At 63.0% G+C, this 16,449-nt stretch carries 16 protein-coding genes, 1 tRNA gene and 1 pseudogene; 7 read left to right on the forward strand and 11 right to left on the reverse strand.

What is annotated here, in order from left to right; genetic code table 11:
* The first annotated feature begins 84 nt into the window (after positions 1-84).
* The gene (locus ACVW16_RS02800; RefSeq protein ID WP_456735327.1) at positions 85-1,281 is read left to right on the forward strand and encodes an FAD-dependent monooxygenase; all 1,197 of its coding nucleotides are present in this window, start codon (positions 85-87) and stop codon (positions 1,279-1,281) included.
* A 150-nt stretch (positions 1,282-1,431) separates the two neighbouring features.
* Here ACVW16_RS02800 and ACVW16_RS02805 read toward each other — a convergent pair whose 3' ends face one another.
* Genes ACVW16_RS02805 through ACVW16_RS02815 form a run of 3 tightly spaced genes read right to left on the reverse strand, consistent with a single transcriptional unit; the run spans position 1,432 to position 4,212 of the window.
* Positions 1,432-2,610 carry a saccharopine dehydrogenase family protein gene (locus tag ACVW16_RS02805; RefSeq protein ID WP_456703872.1) on the reverse strand — a complete coding sequence of 393 codons (1,179 nt, stop codon included), beginning with the start codon at positions 2,608-2,610 and terminating at the stop codon, positions 1,432-1,434.
* A 9-nt stretch (positions 2,611-2,619) separates the two neighbouring features.
* Positions 2,620-3,402, reverse strand: a complete 783-nt coding sequence (locus tag ACVW16_RS02810) for a DUF169 domain-containing protein (protein ID WP_456703873.1) — start codon at positions 3,400-3,402, stop codon at positions 2,620-2,622.
* Between the two features lie 42 nt (positions 3,403-3,444).
* On the reverse strand, positions 3,445-4,212 hold the full coding sequence (locus ACVW16_RS02815) for a YdcF family protein (RefSeq protein ID WP_456705304.1): 768 nt from the start codon (positions 4,210-4,212) through the stop codon (positions 3,445-3,447).
* Positions 4,213-4,403: 191 nt separating this feature from the next.
* On the opposite strand from ACVW16_RS02815, the gene ACVW16_RS02820 reads away from it, so the two are divergent.
* The 3 genes from ACVW16_RS02820 to ACVW16_RS02830 all read left to right on the forward strand — a co-directional run bounded on the left by ACVW16_RS02820 (position 4,404) and on the right by ACVW16_RS02830 (position 6,304).
* A complete protein-coding gene (locus tag ACVW16_RS02820) occupies positions 4,404-5,345 on the forward strand; it encodes an acetamidase/formamidase family protein (protein ID WP_456703874.1) in 942 nt (313 codons plus the stop codon).
* 201 nt (positions 5,346-5,546) lie between these two features.
* Positions 5,547-5,744 carry a hypothetical protein gene (locus ACVW16_RS02825; protein WP_007603456.1) on the forward strand — a complete coding sequence of 66 codons (198 nt, stop codon included), beginning with the start codon at positions 5,547-5,549 and terminating at the stop codon, positions 5,742-5,744.
* Positions 5,745-5,815: 71 nt separating this feature from the next.
* Positions 5,816-6,304 (forward strand): GcrA family cell cycle regulator, encoded by a 489-nt coding sequence (locus ACVW16_RS02830; RefSeq protein ID WP_456735328.1) that lies wholly within the window; start codon positions 5,816-5,818, stop codon positions 6,302-6,304.
* A 283-nt stretch (positions 6,305-6,587) separates the two neighbouring features.
* Here the strand turns inward: ACVW16_RS02830 and ACVW16_RS02835 are convergent, their stop codons facing one another.
* Positions 6,588-8,132, reverse strand: coding sequence for a porin (locus tag ACVW16_RS02835; protein WP_456735329.1), 1,545 nt, complete (start codon positions 8,130-8,132; stop codon positions 6,588-6,590).
* Positions 8,133-8,542: 410 nt separating this feature from the next.
* Between ACVW16_RS02835 and ACVW16_RS02840 the strand changes: the two genes are divergently transcribed.
* The gene (locus ACVW16_RS02840) at positions 8,543-9,049 is read left to right on the forward strand and encodes a MarR family winged helix-turn-helix transcriptional regulator (RefSeq protein WP_456703877.1); all 507 of its coding nucleotides are present in this window, start codon (positions 8,543-8,545) and stop codon (positions 9,047-9,049) included.
* A gap of 33 nt (positions 9,050-9,082) precedes the next feature.
* On the opposite strand, the pseudogene ACVW16_RS02845 reads toward ACVW16_RS02840, so the two are convergent.
* The 3 genes and pseudogenes from ACVW16_RS02845 to ACVW16_RS02855 all read right to left on the reverse strand — a co-directional run bounded on the left by ACVW16_RS02845 (position 9,083) and on the right by ACVW16_RS02855 (position 12,489).
* A pseudogene (locus ACVW16_RS02845) lies at positions 9,083-10,199 on the reverse strand (alpha/beta hydrolase family protein).
* A 267-nt stretch (positions 10,200-10,466) separates the two neighbouring features.
* A complete protein-coding gene (locus ACVW16_RS02850; RefSeq protein ID WP_456735331.1) occupies positions 10,467-11,438 on the reverse strand; it encodes an SDR family NAD(P)-dependent oxidoreductase in 972 nt (323 codons plus the stop codon).
* Between the two features lie 142 nt (positions 11,439-11,580).
* Positions 11,581-12,489 carry a dihydrodipicolinate synthase family protein gene (locus tag ACVW16_RS02855; protein ID WP_456735332.1) on the reverse strand — a complete coding sequence of 303 codons (909 nt, stop codon included), beginning with the start codon at positions 12,487-12,489 and terminating at the stop codon, positions 11,581-11,583.
* A gap of 315 nt (positions 12,490-12,804) precedes the next feature.
* On the opposite strand from ACVW16_RS02855, the gene ACVW16_RS02860 reads away from it, so the two are divergent.
* Positions 12,805-13,044 carry a hypothetical protein gene (locus ACVW16_RS02860; protein WP_456735333.1) on the forward strand — a complete coding sequence of 80 codons (240 nt, stop codon included), beginning with the start codon at positions 12,805-12,807 and terminating at the stop codon, positions 13,042-13,044.
* An 82-nt stretch (positions 13,045-13,126) separates the two neighbouring features.
* Here the strand turns inward: ACVW16_RS02860 and ACVW16_RS02865 are convergent, their stop codons facing one another.
* Positions 13,127-14,098 carry an alpha/beta fold hydrolase gene (locus ACVW16_RS02865; RefSeq protein WP_456703882.1) on the reverse strand — a complete coding sequence of 324 codons (972 nt, stop codon included), beginning with the start codon at positions 14,096-14,098 and terminating at the stop codon, positions 13,127-13,129.
* A gap of 121 nt (positions 14,099-14,219) precedes the next feature.
* Between ACVW16_RS02865 and ACVW16_RS02870 the strand changes: the two genes are divergently transcribed.
* Entirely contained in the window at positions 14,220-14,846 is a 627-nt protein-coding gene (locus ACVW16_RS02870) for a TetR/AcrR family transcriptional regulator (RefSeq protein WP_456703883.1), read from the forward strand.
* 417 nt (positions 14,847-15,263) lie between these two features.
* Here ACVW16_RS02870 and ACVW16_RS02875 read toward each other — a convergent pair.
* The 3 genes from ACVW16_RS02875 to ACVW16_RS02885 form a co-directional block, all read right to left on the reverse strand.
* Positions 15,264-15,341 (reverse strand) — tRNA-Pro (locus ACVW16_RS02875).
* A gap of 111 nt (positions 15,342-15,452) precedes the next feature.
* Positions 15,453-16,037 (reverse strand): MerR family transcriptional regulator, encoded by a 585-nt coding sequence (locus ACVW16_RS02880; RefSeq protein ID WP_456735334.1) that lies wholly within the window; start codon positions 16,035-16,037, stop codon positions 15,453-15,455.
* Between the two features lie 26 nt (positions 16,038-16,063).
* Complete coding sequence (locus ACVW16_RS02885) at positions 16,064-16,405, reverse strand: integration host factor subunit alpha (protein ID WP_177243187.1); 342 nt, start codon at positions 16,403-16,405, stop codon at positions 16,064-16,066.
* Positions 16,406-16,449 lie beyond the last annotated feature (44 nt).

Consider the following 16,449-nt stretch of genomic DNA (forward strand, 5'->3'; position numbering starts at 1 on the left):
TCTTAGTCGATATATATCTTAGCCACTAAGAGAATTAGCGACCGTAATTTCTCCTAACACCACGGAAACGTCGGGAGCAAGCCTATGTCATATCGTCCCCGCAAAGCCCTGATCATCGGTGCCGGCATCGCCGGACCCGTTGCCGCGATCCTGCTGCGCCGTGCCGGCATCGAATCGGCGATCTACGAAGCCTGGCCTTATTCCAAGGGCATCGGCGGCGGCCTGCAGATCGCGCCGAACGGCATGCATGTGATGGACGAGATCGGGCTCGCGGACGAGCTGATCAGCCGCGGCTCCATCGCGGAGTCCTTCGACTTCTACTCGCAAGAAGGCCGGCTGCTCGGCTCGATGAACCGCGACATGGCGCGGCGTTTCGGTCAGCCCGCCGTCAACATCTCCCGCGCCGCGCTGAACGAGATGCTGATCGACAAGGCCTGGTGTGCCTGTGTCTCGCTCTATTTCGACAAGCGCCTGATCAAGATCGCGGATCGCGGCGATCAGCCTGTCATCGCCTATTTCGCCGACGGCACGACGGCCGAGGGCGACTTCCTGATCGGTGCCGACGGCGTGCACTCGATCACGCGGCGTCAGGTGGTGCCTGATGGTCCCACACCGTTCAACACCGGCCTGATCGGCTTTGGCGGCTTCGTGCCGCATGCGGTCCTCCGCGGCCGGGAGATCGGCCGCCGTGTCGAGACCACTTTCGGCCAGAGCGGCTTCTTCGGCTACGGATATTGCAGCCCGGACCCGAAGGACGGCGCGATGTGGTGGAGCACGCAACCGGCGCACGGCATGGATGCCGCGATGTTCCGCGCATTGGACGCGCAGACCTTGAAGCAGCATCTGCGTGGTTTCCATCGCGGCTGGCACGATCCGATCCCTGATATCATCGACGCCGCCGAGAACATCGTGGTCACCGATACGCTCGACGTCGCGACCCTGCCGACCTGGTCGCGCAAGCGCTCGCTGCTGATCGGCGACGCCGCGCATGCAACCAGCCCGCATGCCGGCCAGGGCGCCTCGCTGGCGCTCGAAGATGCGATGCGGCTCGCCCGTCTGATGCAGGAGGGCCAGGAACTGAGCGCTACGTTCCAGGCCTTTGAGGCGGAGCGGCGCCCGCGCGCGGAAAAGATCGTGGCCATCGCCCGCCGCAACGGCAACAACAAGCGCGAGTTGAGCGCCGCCGGCGCGTTCATCCGCAATCAGATGATCAAGTTGCTGTTGCCGCTGGGATCGAAGACCATGGATTTCATGTACGCATATGATGCGCGGGCGGCGTAGCTTGTTATTCACCCTCTTCCCCTTACGGGAAGAGGGTTGGGGTGGGTTGCCTCAGCGCTGACAATAAGAATTGGACTCGCGGAGAGCCCCCTCACCCGCCACGCTTCGCGTGTCGGCCTCTCCCCGCAAGCGGGGCGAGGCGAAGAGCACTTACGCTTCCACCTCGAACGTCAGCCCTGCATTGTCCCGCAGCCGCTGGATCAATTTGTGCTGCATGGCTGCACCGGGCGTCCAGAATCCGGCAGCGACGTCCGTTGTGTCGCGCAGCATGCAGATCGCGCATTCCGAGATCATCTTCGAGGTCGAGCCGTAGCCGGGATCTCGGTCGCCGGTGACGCCCGCACGGACCATGCGGCCGTCGGGCGCAATTGCGACATAGAGCAAATTGAACAGCCCGTTCTCACGCTCTTCCTTCGACGGCCCCTCGCCCGGCTTCGGCGCGCTCGGGCCGGTTTTCTCGGCATTGGCCGCCATCACGCGCTTGGCGTTGGCCTCTCCCTTCTCGCCGGGACCGGTCAGAACCATCTCGTCGTACACGAAGTCCTGGCCGTAGGGAAAGCCCATCAGCATGTTGGAGCGGTGAACGTTGCGGGTGTTGATCAGCGCCATCATGAACGGCGCGGCCCAGGATTGCAGGTCGTCCTCGAGCAGCGGCTTGTTACCCCTCGGCTGCTTCGGTCCGGTGAAGCCGGGCGTCAGCGCGAACGGATCGTTCAGGATTGCGACGAGGCTGATGTCCTTGGCGACCGCATCGAAGGTCGCCTTTGCGCTTGCCGCGGTGCCGCCCGAGAGCGTGCCGCGCATATCGCGCACGCGGCCCTTCACGCGCGCGGCCGGAGCCCCGAACGCGCGTTTGGCCTCTTCCTGCACGAAAAACGTACCGAGTTCGAACGGCACGGAGTCAAAGCCGCAGGAGAACACGATGCGCGCGCCGCTGTCCTTCGCAGCCGCCTCGTATTTGTCGATCATCTGCCGCATCCAGATCGGCTCGCCGCAGAGATCGAAATAGTCCGTGCCTGTGGCGACGCAGGCAGCCAACAGTTCCTCGCCGTAGAGCTGATACGGACCGACCGTCGTGATGACGGACATCGTCCGCTCCGCCATCGCCTTCAGCGAGGCGGCATCCGACGCATCGGCCACGATCAGCGGCGTATCGGCGGGCGCGCCGATGGCGTCGCGCACGGATTTGAGCTTGTCGAGGCTGCGGCCCGCCATCGCCCATTTCAGGGAGACGTCGCCCTTGTAATGCGCCGCCAGATATTCGGCGACGAGCCGACCGGTGAAACCGGTCGCGCCATAGACAACGATGTCGTACTTCGCGGAGCTCATGACTGGCCTTTATTTCTTTGCGTAACTCACGCCCATGCCGGCGCGGACGTCGCTTTGAATTCCATAGGGCGGGATCGGATAGCGCAGGCCGTTCTTGGCCAGCGCCTTCATGCCCTCGATCGCCTTGGCGAGATGATGAGGCTTCAAGGCCATCAGCATCTCCTCGTCCGGCACGCCGCCATAGCGCCGTTCGGCATAGCATGGCAAGGACAGGCTGGGCTCGCCGGTCTTGAGCGCCCTGCCCCAGGAATCCGCGCAAGCGGTCTCGCCGACCACGCCCCATTCGAACTTCTTGTAGCCGGTATATTGCAGCCCGTTGATCAGGATGATCATCTGCCCGGGCGTGGCATAGACGAGGCAGATATCGGGCGGATTGAGCCGGCCACTGGCGAGCGGACTGACGGCGAGTGCCTGATATTGCCCGAACGGAACCACATCCAGCGCTTCCTGGCGCTTGCGCGCATCCTCCGCCGTGCCGTGCCAGACGCCGACATAGTTTTCGCCGGCGAGCCATTTGTCGTCCTGTGGCGCAAGACCGATCACCGCGCGGCACTGCGCGCCGACGAGATCGTCGCCGGTGATGCCGACTGTCCAGCCGAGCCGCGAGGCCATGCTGACGATCTGGTCGGTGGTGTGGATTGCATTCGGCCGCCGTATCTTCGGGATCGCCTCCATGTCGGCGGCGCGCGCGAACAGCTTCATGCCTATGACCGTCGTCTTCAGCCGCAACAGGCTGTTGAGATCGGCCACGAGGGCGGCAAGATCGATCGTACCGGTGGCTTGCTGCTGCATGGATTCCTCCCGACGCGGATCGTTGCACTTCTGCGGTCTGTTCTAGTCCTTGGCCGGCCCGGGAAGCAACTCGCCGGTCCTGCCCATCAGGCGGTAGGCCAGAAGGCCGATCCACTCGCGCACGGCCACATCGGTTCGACCAAGGCCGTCCGCGCCGATATTGGTGAAAGAGAACAGATCGTCACGACCGCCCATCCGCCAGTCGACGGGATAGGCTTGGACGTCGAAGCCCGCTTTGCGGAAAATGCCGATCGAACGTGGCATGTGGTAGGCCGACGTCACCAGCAACCAGTGTTCGCCCGGCTTCGGTGCCACCGAACGTTTCGTGAAGATCGCGTTCTCGTAGGTGTTGCGCGAGTCTCGTTCCACGATCAGGCGCTCTTTCGGGATGCCGATGCTTTCCAGGATCGGCACGGAATAATCGGCTTCCCTGGCGTCGGTCGAGACCAGGTTCGCAGAGCCTCCGGTGAAGACGATCCGTGCATTGGGATAGCGGCGCGCTAGATCGGCCGGCGCGAACAGGCGATCGGCTCCGTGTGAGACCACCGGCGTGTGATGCGCCGCCGACAGTTCGGTATCGACGGAGCCGCCCAGCACGATGATGCCGTCGGGCGCACCGCGCGCCGGATCCCACGCCGGAAAGCGCGATTCCAGCGGATAGAGCAAGAGATTGCCGAGCGGCGAAAATGCGGCGAGCGCGAGCAGAACGAGCGTCGTCGCAGCGAGTTTCCGCCCGAGCCCGGCAAAGCGCGTTGCCATCAGCACCACCGAGATGATCCCGAGCTCGACCAGAAGATTGATCGGCAGCACCGCAGCGCCAAGCGTCTTGGACAGAACGAAAAACAGGGGAGCCTCGCTGAAATGATCGTGCCGACGACACGCAGGCTTGACCCGCCCGCCTGTCTTCAGAAATCTTCTTGGAAGAGGATCGATTGCCGGGTCAAGCCCGGGCATGTCAGGTTCTCATGACGAGTTCTGATGAAACCGGATGGACGCGGCAAATGACCCATCACCACCTGCATTCGAGCCCCGAAACCTGCCATTGGGGCTTCTTCGAAGCCGCGCTCAAGCCCGTTCTCACAGTCGCCAGCGGTGATGAGGTGACCATCGATACCGTCAGCGGCGGTCCCGACGTTCTGCCCGACCGCAGCAAGTTTCACATCCCGCCTGAAATGTTCGAGGTTCACGCCAGAAACGAGCGCATGCTCCCCGGCCACATCCTCACCGGTCCCGTCGCGGTCGACGGCGCCGAACCCGGCGACGTGCTGGAAATCGACATCCTCGACGTCCAGCTGCGGCAGGATTGGGGCTGGAATCTCATCAAGCCATTGTCCGGCACCCTGCCCGACGAATTCCACGAGACGCGCATCCTCAACATCCCGCTGGACCGGTCGCGGATGGTCGGCCGCATGCCCTGGGGTCTCGAGCTGCCGCTGAAGCCGTTTTTCGGCGTGATGGGCGTGTCCCCGCCGCCCGCCTGGGGCCGCATCTCCTCGCTGATCCCGCGCGCGATGGGCGGTAATCTCGACAACAAGGAACTCGGCGCCGGCGGCAAACTGTATCTGCCGGTGTTCGTTCCGGGCGCGATGTTCTCCTGCGGCGACGGCCACGGCGTGCAGGGCGACGGCGAGGTCTGCGTCACCGCGATCGAGACCGCGCTGCAAGGCCGCTTCCGGCTGACGCTGCGCAAGGATTTGAGGTTCGATTATCCGCGCGCGGAAACCTCGACCCATTACATGACCATGGCGATGGACCCCGACCTCGACCAATGCGCGGTGCGGGCGCTGCGCGACATGATTGTGCTGCTCGGCGAGATCAGGGGCCTGTCGCGCGAGGACGCTTATACGCTGTGCAGTCTCGCGGCCGATTTGCGGGTGACCCAGACCGTCAACGGCTCCAAAGGCATCCATTGCATGATCGAAAAGACGATCGTGCACGGCTGAGCCCGGCTCGCACCTCCTGACCTGCCCACGCCACACCGCCGCGCGGCCTATCGCGCGGAGCGCGCGATTGCGTCCTTTTTTCCTAGCGATTCCAATGTGCTGAACCGCCGTCACAACCCGGATTTGACTTCCACCCCCGAACCTAAATAGACTCTTAATCGTTACTTTTATGTACCCGAGTAAGAGGCTAGCGTTCGGGCCATGGCCACCGAAAAAGCCGAGACTGACCGCATTCCCGTAACCCTGGCGCTCTCGACCATCACCTACCTGGAGAAGTTGGTGAGACAGGGCACCCACGGCACCAGCGTTCCCGGCGTCGCACGTACCTTGATCGAAGAAGGCATCCGTCTCGCCATCAAGGACGGGCTTTTGTCGATTCGCGACAATGGCAGGACGTGAACGCGCGCCGGACGTGAAGCGGACGATCTCAGCGACTTCTGGCCGGATGTCGCAACCTGGGACCGTCACAAATGCCTGTTCTCTCACCAACCTGGACCGTTGAACGAATTGAACTTCTGAAGCAGCATTTCGAGGCTGGCCTGTCCTGCCGCGAGATCGCCGCCGACATCGGCGTCAGCCGCAACGCCGTGATCGGCAAGCTGTCCCGGCTCAATCTCACGCGCGGCCGCACGGCCGACGAGCGCAGGCTCCAAGACGGAAATCGGGACAGGAGCAACGCCCACCGCGCGCCCAAAGCGGTGCCGCGGCTGCAATTCGAAATGCTCGCCACGATCTACGGCGAGCCGGACGCGCCTGTGGTGACCGGACCGATCGACGAAGCCAATCGCTGCTCGCTGATGGAGCTCGGAAAGTCCAGCTGCCGATGGCCGATCTCGACGCCGGGTGCGGAGGATTTCTGCTTCTGCGGCAATGCCGCGCACGACGGGCAGCCTTATTGCGTCGGCCACAGCCGCCTCGCCTACCGGCCGAATTCCCGGGCGCGTGTCATGCGCGGCTGAAGGGAGCCACGCCCTCTCCTCACAACGAAAAACCTCCGGCAGGGCACTACCGTAGGTTTCTGGAGGCTTAGCGTGAGCTAAGAGCCGTGACTTATCGAAACCGGCTAAGCACCATATAGCTGATCAACTCAGGTAAGTAAATAAATTAGTTCCGGTCAAATCGCATAGCTCGTCTTCGCTGCCCGCGCAGGAGACTTCCGACTTTGAGAATCGGGGTTTCTCCAAGAAAAAGCCCCGGCGGTGGCCCGCCGGGGTTCTCTGATGGAGATATCGCGATCGATGATCAGAAGTTGCGCTGAGCGCGCAGCATCATGGTGACCGAGTTCTGATCCTTCAGCTCATACACCGCGCCCGGCTTGGCGGCGGTCGCAGTCGCCGGAGCAGTGATGGCGCCGGAGTACTTCTGGTCCAGGCGCGACCAGCTCAGGTCCGCGGTGAACGCCAGGTTCTTCACCGGAGTCCAGACGGTGTTGACACCGACGACGCCGAAGTTGAAGTCAGGGTTACAGGTCGAACCGGCCACGGCGATCGTAGCGAAGTTGGCGCAGATCAGGCTCTTGCCCGTCGAGCCATACTTCAGCTGGGCATAGCCGCCATAGACGGCGCTCGTCCAGTTCGGACTCCAGTTGTGGGTATAGCCACCACGGACGCCCCAGGTCTTGACCGTATCGATGCCGGTACCCGTTCCGAAGACGCCGTCAGCAAGGCCGGCGAAACCGATGCTCTGATACGCGGAGCCGCTGCCGCCGAACATGAAGAAGCTCTGCGGGAACAGGCTCTGGAAGTTGTAACGAGTCGCACCGTCCGTGTAGACGGCCTGCAGGTTGATGTTGTCGCCCGCACCGGTCGGGATGTTCTTGATCGACAACGAACCCTGCACAGCCCAACCCCACTTGTCCTCCGGGTGACCGGTGGATTCCGTCGAGCCGTAGTAGGCCGTATGGAGATCATGCGCAGCGACCGAGATCTGGGCCAGACCCCAGGCCTGGTCGACACGGACGGCACCGATGATGTCGGGGGAGCGCGTTCCACCCCAATCGTTGGTGCCGTAATTGCCCTGGATGAGGGCGGCAGCAGCGTTGGCAGCCGCAGAATTCGTCACGACGACACCGGAGCCATTGACTGAGCTGGAGGCAGCGAAACCATTGGCGTTCCAGAGGTTCGACTGGCCGTTGTTCGCCGAGGTCTCATCTTGCAACGCGAGCGAAGCGGTGATGCCCTGGCCGAACTCAGCCGTGTACGCAACCTGGTTCACGCCGTTGACGTGGTTGGAGCCGCCCGGAATGCTATCGGGACCGCCAGCCGGATAGCTCTGCCACGGGGCATCGAAGATCGAGACCGTGCGGCCGAAGGTGAAGCCGGCGAACTGGATGAACGCATGGTAGAGGCCGAGCGAGGCCGAGTTGGACGAGATCGCCGACGGATTGCTGCCGGTGACGTTGGCCGAGTCGTAGCTGAAGACCATATCGGCGTAGGTGCGGACGACGCCGTATTCGGTCGCCGTGCGGGTGTCGACATTGAGGTCAAAACGAGCGCGGCTGTAATAGTAGTTGGTCAGACGGTTGTTCGACCCGCCGTTCGCACTGCTCGTGCTGTTGTTGAAACCATAGTCGCCTGCGCCGCCGAGAATTGCGTCGGCGCGGACGTAACCACCCAGCTTGATGCAGGTGTCGGTGCCCGGGATGTAGTAGAAACCCGCACCGTACAGCGAGCAGATCTTCACGTATTCGACGGCCTTGGCCTTCAACGGAAGATCAGCCGCATGCGCTCCACCGACGGCGATCAGACCCGCCGCAGTGCCGAGCAAAAGGCTCTTCGCCACTTTCATTTAAAACCTCCAAGTTGCTCATTTCACGGAGATCGGACCGTAAGGCCCCCCAGATCCCCGTCTCTTCATCAAATCCGCTCGGAGGCTTCGCGCTTTCGGACATCCCCGATCGAGACGCGAGGGACGTGAGCGGACCACCTGCAACGGGACGATCGAGAACCCCCACCGTCAGGGATCAATATGCCTGCGTCGTTCCATTAATCAAAATAGTTTATTAGATCAGCTTTGTGGTTTCACTAACCCTGTGTCTGCGGCGCAACACCGGACCTGGACCAAAATGCTGATCGGCTCATATTTGTAATTTCCGTGACAGAATTACCCTGCTCTGACACTTGCGTCGGGGCAGGCTTGCGTGGACTATGCCCAATGCGAAGACTGGCGAGAAAGAATCAGCTTGCGGGAGTGACGCTGTGTCAGCGACGAGGAAAGAAGGGGCGCGCCTCCGCCCCGCAGGCAATCTCGATATCATCAGGCGATTCACCTGGGAGATATCGTCGATCAACATGTATCTGGAGGAGCTGCGCCAGTTCTGGGCGAGGACGCTCGGCATCAGCGGACCGCAATGGCTGATCCTGATGGCGATTTCCGACCTCGACAAGGACGACGGCGTGCCCGTCAACGTGGTCTCCAAGCTGCTTCACGTCGACCCGTCCTTCGTCACCACCCAGTCCAAGCTGCTCGAGAAGAAGGGCCTGCTGCGCCGCCGCCCCTCGCCGACCGACGCCCGCGTGGTGCGGCTGTCGCTGCTCGAAAAGACGCAGAAGCACATCGCGAGCCTCAACGAGCAGTACAAGACCATTCGCGAATTCGTGTTCCAGGAGTTCGATGAGAACGAGCTGACGGAATTCACCGCCAAGCTCGCGACACTGAAGACCCGCCTCGAGAAGGCCTGCGTCAGGATCTCCCTCGACTTCTGAGGCGCAAATCCCTTTTCGATGCCGGCGCTGCGCTCAGGTCTGCCTGCCGGTGGCGCCGAGTTGCGATTCGAGCCAGTCAAAAATGTATTCGTTGGCAAGGGTCGGGTTGTCGGCATGGGCCTGCGCCGCGCCGGTCTCCGCCGCCGTGAACACCTTGAGTACGACGTCCGAACTGCCGAGCCGCGATGTCTGCACGATCTGACGCGCCCGGTCTGGCTCGAGCCAACCATCCTCGCCCAACGTGATCAGCACGGGACATTCGGCGCCCGAAGCCATCAGGGGCGCATGCGGCACCGGGACGATGCTGAGGTCCCTCATTGCAAAGCGACTGGCAAAGAACGATCGCTCGTGCAGATCCCAGAGACCTCCATCACACACGGCCGCTGCAAACCGCGGCTCCTGCAACACGGCGCGTGCAACGAACGAGGAGCCCCACCCGTCGGCCACGATCGCAACGCGATCGAAATCGACGTCGCTTCGCAGCTCCAGGTAATCCATCGCGCTGGCGATTGAGCTCTCGAGGTCCCGACGCTGCAGCAACACGTCGACATAGTCGTCGCGCTCCTCGCCGAGCAGATCGAGCGCCAGCATCGCGAATCCGCGATCGCGCGCATGCGGCGCGAGCTTGACCAGAAATTCCTCCTTGCGATGTCCGGGCTCGCCGATGCAGATCACGGTCGGAGCGCGACCGTTCGTCGCAGGCGCAGGCAGGAAATAGCCCTGCAGGGAATGGCCTTCGACCCATGGGATCGTCGCGACCTCGCCGGCTGGCCCGCGTGCCGTGAGGAAACGGCGGGCGCATTCCTGCATCGCAAGCACCGCGACCCAGCGGCGCTCGTCGGCGGGATCGAGCGGCATCGCAGCCGCGCTGTAGTAGTTCATTGCGCGCAGCCAGTTGCGCTGCGCGGTCACCATATGGCCTTCGGCAAACGCCGCTTCGGCACGATGCCTGTTGGCCCGCGCCAGCTTCTTCCACTCGCGATGCCAGGACTGTTCGTCGCCGCGGTTCAGCTGCCGCGCGATCATCAGGCATTCGGCGATGGTGGCGCCGCCCTCCTGGGCCGCAGTGAGCAGCCGTGTGAACTCAGCGGGAGATATCCTCCCTCTCCGGGCAGAGGACAAAATCGTCGGAGAGGCATGCGGGTATCATCGGGGCTACGCTTAATGATGGCGTTAGCCTGATTGAATAAACTATTTTAGTTCACCAACCAAGCTGGGTTGCGCCGAATGAGACCCGTTCGAGATCACCATCGCTTGAACAAATCACACATGGCACGCGTGACATCCCGTCCGACCATGAGGACGACGCGCGCGAGGCAGGTAAAATTCGCCGCGCAAATTTATCCGAGCAAAATGACCGCCGGACCTCTTGCGATGATAAGCGTCATACCTATATCCGCGCGCGCTCGTTGACAGTTCAGCCAAGCCGCCAGCCGACGTCCCGGGTAAAGGCGTCGAAGAATGCCCTGTCATAGGCCTGCTCGGGCGTCGCGCGTACGCGCTCGTCGAGGCGATTTGCGTCCTCGCCAACGAGAATACGCCATCGCTCCGTCTTCACGCCATCCAGAATGATCTTGGCCGCCTCCGCGGCCGTCGTCGGCGCGTCCTCGAGGAAGCTGCGGGCGCGCTCGGCGAATACCGCCTGAATGTCCTCGTCCGACATTTTGTCAGCATCTGGCACGCCTGCCGCAACCATGCGCTTGCGGGTCAAGACGACCTCGTCGGCATTGAGACGCGCCGAGCCGTCAGAGCTTTGCAGCTTGCGCGAATTGGAGACGATCGAGGTGCCGATATGGCCGGGCATCACCACCGAGCATTTGACATGCGGCGCGTGCAGGCGAAGGTCGTTGATCAGCGCCTCGGTGAAGCCCTTCACCGCGAACTTCGCCGCGCTGTAGGCGGTGTGCGCCTGGTTCATACCGACCGAGGCCCAGAAGCCGTTGACGCTGGCGGTGTTGACGATGTGGGCTTCGTCCGCCTTGACCAGCATCGGCAGGAAGGTGCGGACGCCGAGATAGACGCCCCCCCAACAGATGTTGAAGGTGCGCTCCCACTGCTCCCGCGTGTTGGTGAACAGGCTGCCGCCGCCGCCGATGCCGGCGTTGTTGAACAGCAGATGGATCTTGTCGGTCTCCTGCTGCTCGGTGAGCTCATCGCGAAAACGCTTGAGATGATCCTCGATCGAGACGTCGGCGAAGTGAGTCGTGACGCGCAGGCCCTGCGGCAGCTTGTCGGCCTCGCAGAGCCGCTTGGTCTCGGCCATCGCGGCTTCTGAGACGTCGCACATCGCGACATTGCATCCCTCGGCAACGAGCTGCCGGGCGAGCTCCCGCCCCATGCCTGTGCCCCCACCGGTGATGACGGCGATCTTTCCAGCGAACTCCTTCATGGGACTTCAGCCCCTCCCCTTCTCGGCATGTTTCTTCGTTGGCGCGCCGCGGCCGCGATGCCTGCAAAATGTAGCAGCGCCGCACCCGCAGGTAAAAGCGGATCGGCGCTGCGTCTGCACATCGATTATTTCGGCGCGGGGACTATTCGGCCGCCTCGATCTGCCTCCCGTCCAGCGCGCCGAGCGCCTCCAGCGCCTTGCGGGTCGCGGCCTGCTGCGCGGGCGAAGCCTCCGGCATCGGCGCACGCGGGTATGTCTTCGGCAGCCCCTGGAGCGTCTGCGCGTAACGCGTACAGGCCGGCAGGTTGTCGGCGATGACAGCGTTCCACAGCGTCAGCAGCTTCTTGTGCAGATCGAGCGCGCGTGGATGATCGCCCGCCTTCACCGCATCCCACAGCGCCACGGAGGCATGCGGCGCAGCGGTCAGGATCGCGGCGATCGAGCCATGGGCTCCCAGCGTGTAGGACGGATACATCAACGCATCGACCGCGCTGTAGATCAGCTTGTCCGGCGCCATCATCATGAGATCCGCGAACAGTTTGAGATCGCCCGCACTCTGCTTGACGCCGATCACCAGCGGCACCTCGGTCATGATTCGCGTCAGCAGCGCCGGCGACAGATACGACCACGGCACCACGTTGTAGATGATGATGGGCATGCCGGTCTCGTCGGCCATGGCGCGGAAATGCGCCACCATCGCCTCCTCGTCCGGCTTGAACAGATAGTGCACGGGCGTGACCTGGAGGGCGGCGACATCCATGTCGCGCACCAGCTTGCCGCGGCGAATCGCATCTCGCGTGGAGTCGACGATAATACCGGCGATGACGGGAATACGTCCCTTCACCGCTTCGACTGTCGCCGCCATCAGATCACGATATTCCTCGTGGTCGAGCGTGTGGCCTTCGCCGGTCGAGCCGCCCGCCGCCACGCCATGCGCGCCGGCACCGATCATCCAGTCGACCTGGCGTGCCACGAGTTTATGGTCGATCTCGCCGTCTTTCCGGAACGGCGTCGTCATCGGCGGAATCACGCCGGTCGGTCGTACCTTCATGGTCTACCCTCGCATTTCCTTTGTCCTGGCGGTCCCGCTCTCATGGCGAGTACTCCGCAACGTCGCGAAGCGTATCGGCTGGGCCGGTCTTGTGAAGCGCTGATGGCGCGGCGCTGCCCCCACAATCCATCATCGCTGCCTCGAGTCCTGTGGGTTCCCCGTCGTTGCCCGGCTTCGGTTTAGGATCATTTTTTGCAATCCGAATCGTCAAACCAGACGCCGGCTGAGTCGGCCCGGGCGGCGTCACGTGGCGCACAGGCTGTGGCACTCGGCTTGCATCCCCTCGTGCTCGAAGCTACCGATGAGGTGACTGGTATGTTCATGACCGTCGTTGCCGTGCTCTGCCGGCTTGGCGCCGCTGCTTCAGGCAGCTGTGTCGAGGAAATGGTGACCGACAGCAACATGACGCCCGATATGTCGATGATGGCGTGTGCAGTCGGCGCACAAGCCCCGCTCGCGAAATGGATGGGCGAGCATCCGATCTACCACGCCAATTGGCGCCTCGAGCGCTTCAAATGCGTGCCGGGTCACTACGAGATCAAGGGCCACGCCTAACGGCCTGCAAAACTACTCATAGCGAGGAGAGCCGTCTTGTCTTGCGGGCAGCGCGTAGCGTGAACACGATCACACCTTCGCTCTAAGCCACCGCACGCAAGATCATCGCTCGCGCGCGTCGCCCCTCCGGGGTCGGCATCAGTGCGTAATTATGCGGCTGGTCGCGCAGCAGATGCAACTCCACCAACACCCCCGCCGCCCTTGCCCGCTCCGAGAGTGCGACGCTGTCCGGATAGAGCAGATCGCGCGTCCCCGAAAAGATCGTCATGGTCGCGAGCGAACGGAAGGCACCGTTGAGCGGGCTGACGAAGGGATGGCCGACATCGAGCTCACCGGCATAGAGCCGTCCCGCCTCGATGATGCCCGGAATGTCCTGGATCGGATCGCGCGCCGCGATCTCCGTCTGCTCTGGGCGGCTGACCGTCGCGTCGACGCCCGGCGAGATCAGCACCAGCCGGCCCGGTTGCCGATGTCCGCGATCGCGCAGCCACTGGCACGCGGCAAGCGCGAGGCCCGCGCCAGCTGAATTGCCGACCACAGTGACCTTTGCAGCCCCGGCATCCTCCAGCAGCATCCGCAACAGCTCAGCCGTCGCCGGCACGACGTCCTTGGCTGTCGCGCGCGGCGCCAGCGGATAGATCGGCACGACGCAGACGACGCCCGCCTTGCGCGTCATCTGGCCGACGAAGCGCCAATGCGCCGGCGCGATCTCGTTGATATAGCCGCCGCCGTGCAGGAACATGACGTGGTTGCAGCCCTCGTGGCCCGAGGACGGTGCCGTGTAATAGACCGGCCATCCGCCCATCTTCGTCAGGGTCACCTCGACCCCGCGGCCAAGCCCCCTAGGCTCGTGCGAGGCCGGCTCCAGCGCGAGCCTCTGAACATGTGCCTGCACGGCCTCGGCCGAGGCAAGCTGCTTCTTGTAGGGAAGCAGCCCGAGGAGCCAATTGAAGACGCGGCTCTGCAAGCTCGGCGGAGGATCGTTTGAACGTGTCGCCCACGAGAAATTGCATTCGCAAAGCCGCCCGATCGACAGCATCTTCGCAACGCTCATGCTCCTGCCCTCATTTGCCGGGTCCGGCCGGCACCATTCTGCTTCTATCCTTGCATCGCCGACCTCCGCTATAATGCGAGCAATCGCTCGCTTTTCCTACTCGCATTCGAAACCGCAGGCCATGGCGCGCAAGGCAGCGACAAAACCCCGGAAAAAAGCCTCGCAGGAGCGATCCCGCGCCACGGTCGATGCGCTGGTCGAGGCAACTGCTCGCATTCTGGTTCGCGAAGGCTTTGAGAAGACGAGCACCAACCGGATCGCCGAAGTCGCCGGCGTCAGCGTCGGCTCGCTCTACCAGTATTTTCCGGGCAAAGAGGCGCTGGTGGCCGCCGTGATCGATCGTCACAACGAGGAGATCATGGCGCTGGTCCGCGCAGCGCTCGTCGAAGTCGCCGAGATGCCGATCGAAAAAGCCGTGCGCCGCCTCGTCACCGTCGCGATCGAGGCGCATCGCATCAAGCCCGAACTGCATCGCGTCCTCGCCGAGCAGATCCCGCGTGCGGGCAAGCTCGACGTCGAAGCCTACAACCGCGAGATCCACGCTCTCGTCCGCGCCTATCTCGACAGCCGCAAGGAGATGCGCAAGGTCGACCTCGATGTCGCAACCTTCATCTGCGTCAGCGCGATCGAGGCGGTCGCGCATAACGTGGTGCTGAACCGGGTCGAGATCCTGCCGGAGAAGATTGTGCGGACGCTGGTGGATGAAACGACGCAAATGGTGGTGGGGTATCTGCGGCGGTCCGCGTAGCGACGTCCGGCACAGAATGACTCCGGGCTGTCCTTCGACAGGGTTACGGCCGACATGTGCGAGGATCGGGCGCGCCCCGTTACAGAATCGTCGCTCTTCAAGAATACGTGCGTTGGTCGCTCCTGGGGTTGAACCGCGTACAGAAGCCCCATCTATGCGGGCGGCGAAATACCTGATAAAGTAAATTGATGCAGTCACAAGAATGGAAGGGAATTGTCGTTGGGTCAGCGATTGCGTTGCTGTCAGTGTCCCTTTTGGCAGCCGATGCCCTCATGGACCTGAGCGCCAGCGCACTGATCAAACGCCTGCAGAGTGCAGAAGCCTCCTTCGTCGACACGATGGGGCAGCCGTTCCGAAAGCAGGACCTCGCTTGCCGACCCGCGATCCCGCAAGATTTTGGTCAATCTCTGAAGAAAATGGTCGGAGCGAGAGGATTTGAACCTCCGACCCCTAGTCTCCCAGACTAGTGCGCTAACCGGGCTGCGCCACGCTCCGAACGTCGTTCCATTAGCTAGGATCGCTGCTTTGCGCAAGGCGAGGCACACCATTTTGGTGCCTTCGCCCAAAGCCAACGGGAACAGGCCGCCAAGAGAGAGAAAAGCGCCCTCAGGCGCCCTTGAGCGCCTGGTCCAGCATCTCCCTGCACGCGACGAGATCGCCGAGCACGCGTTCCAGCCGTTCCCGGTCCAGCGCACTGGGCCCTGCCGGCGCGGCCGCGGCGCCGCCCTTGCGGAAGGTGGTGAGGATGTCCTCGTCGTCGACCTCCGTGAAGCGGAAGTCGATGCCTTCCTCCTCATCGCCCTGGTAGTCGTCGTCGTCGGAATCTGCGCCATTGACGCCCTTGATGGGCGCCTCGTCGTCGGGCTCCATCAGGCTCGCCCCAATGGCGTCCTCGATGGCTCCGAACGAGACCGCGGCCGAGCCATCGGCCAGTCCCTGAACCGATTTGACGCCGTGCTCCTTGAGGATCCGCTGCACGCCGCGGATGGTGTAGCCCTCCCCATAGAGCAGACGACGGATGCCCTTGAGCAGATCGACGTCGTCGGGGCGGTAATAGCGGCGGCCGCCGCTGCGCTTCATCGGCTTGATCTGGGAAAAGCGGGTCTCCCAGAACCGCAGCACGTGCTGCGGAATGTCGAGTTCCTGCGCTACTTCGCTGATGGTTCGGAACGCATCCGGCGCCTTGTCCAAATGCCAAATCCTTCACGTAGGTGCGATTACGCCTCGGGTTGAGCCTTGCTGGCATCGCCATTGGTGCGGTGCTGGGCGTTGATCCGTTGCTTCAGGATCGCCGACGGCTTGAACACCATTACGCGGCGCGGCGAGATCGGTACCTCGGTGCCGGTCTTCGGATTACGGCCGATACGCTGGCCCTTCTTGCGAACCATGAAGGAGCCGAACGAGGACAGTTTCACCGTCTCGCCCTTTTCAAGGCAGTCGGTGATCTCCTTCAGCACGAGCTCCACGAAGGCGGACGATTCCGTGCGTGACAGACCCACCTTCTGGTAGACGGCCTCACAGAGATCAACACGCGTTACGGTTTTGCTTGTATCGGTCATCGCCCTGCCCCACATCACGGCGAACAATTGTTGTCTGAAATTAG

This window comes from Bradyrhizobium sp. USDA 4474, from assembly GCF_054057515.1.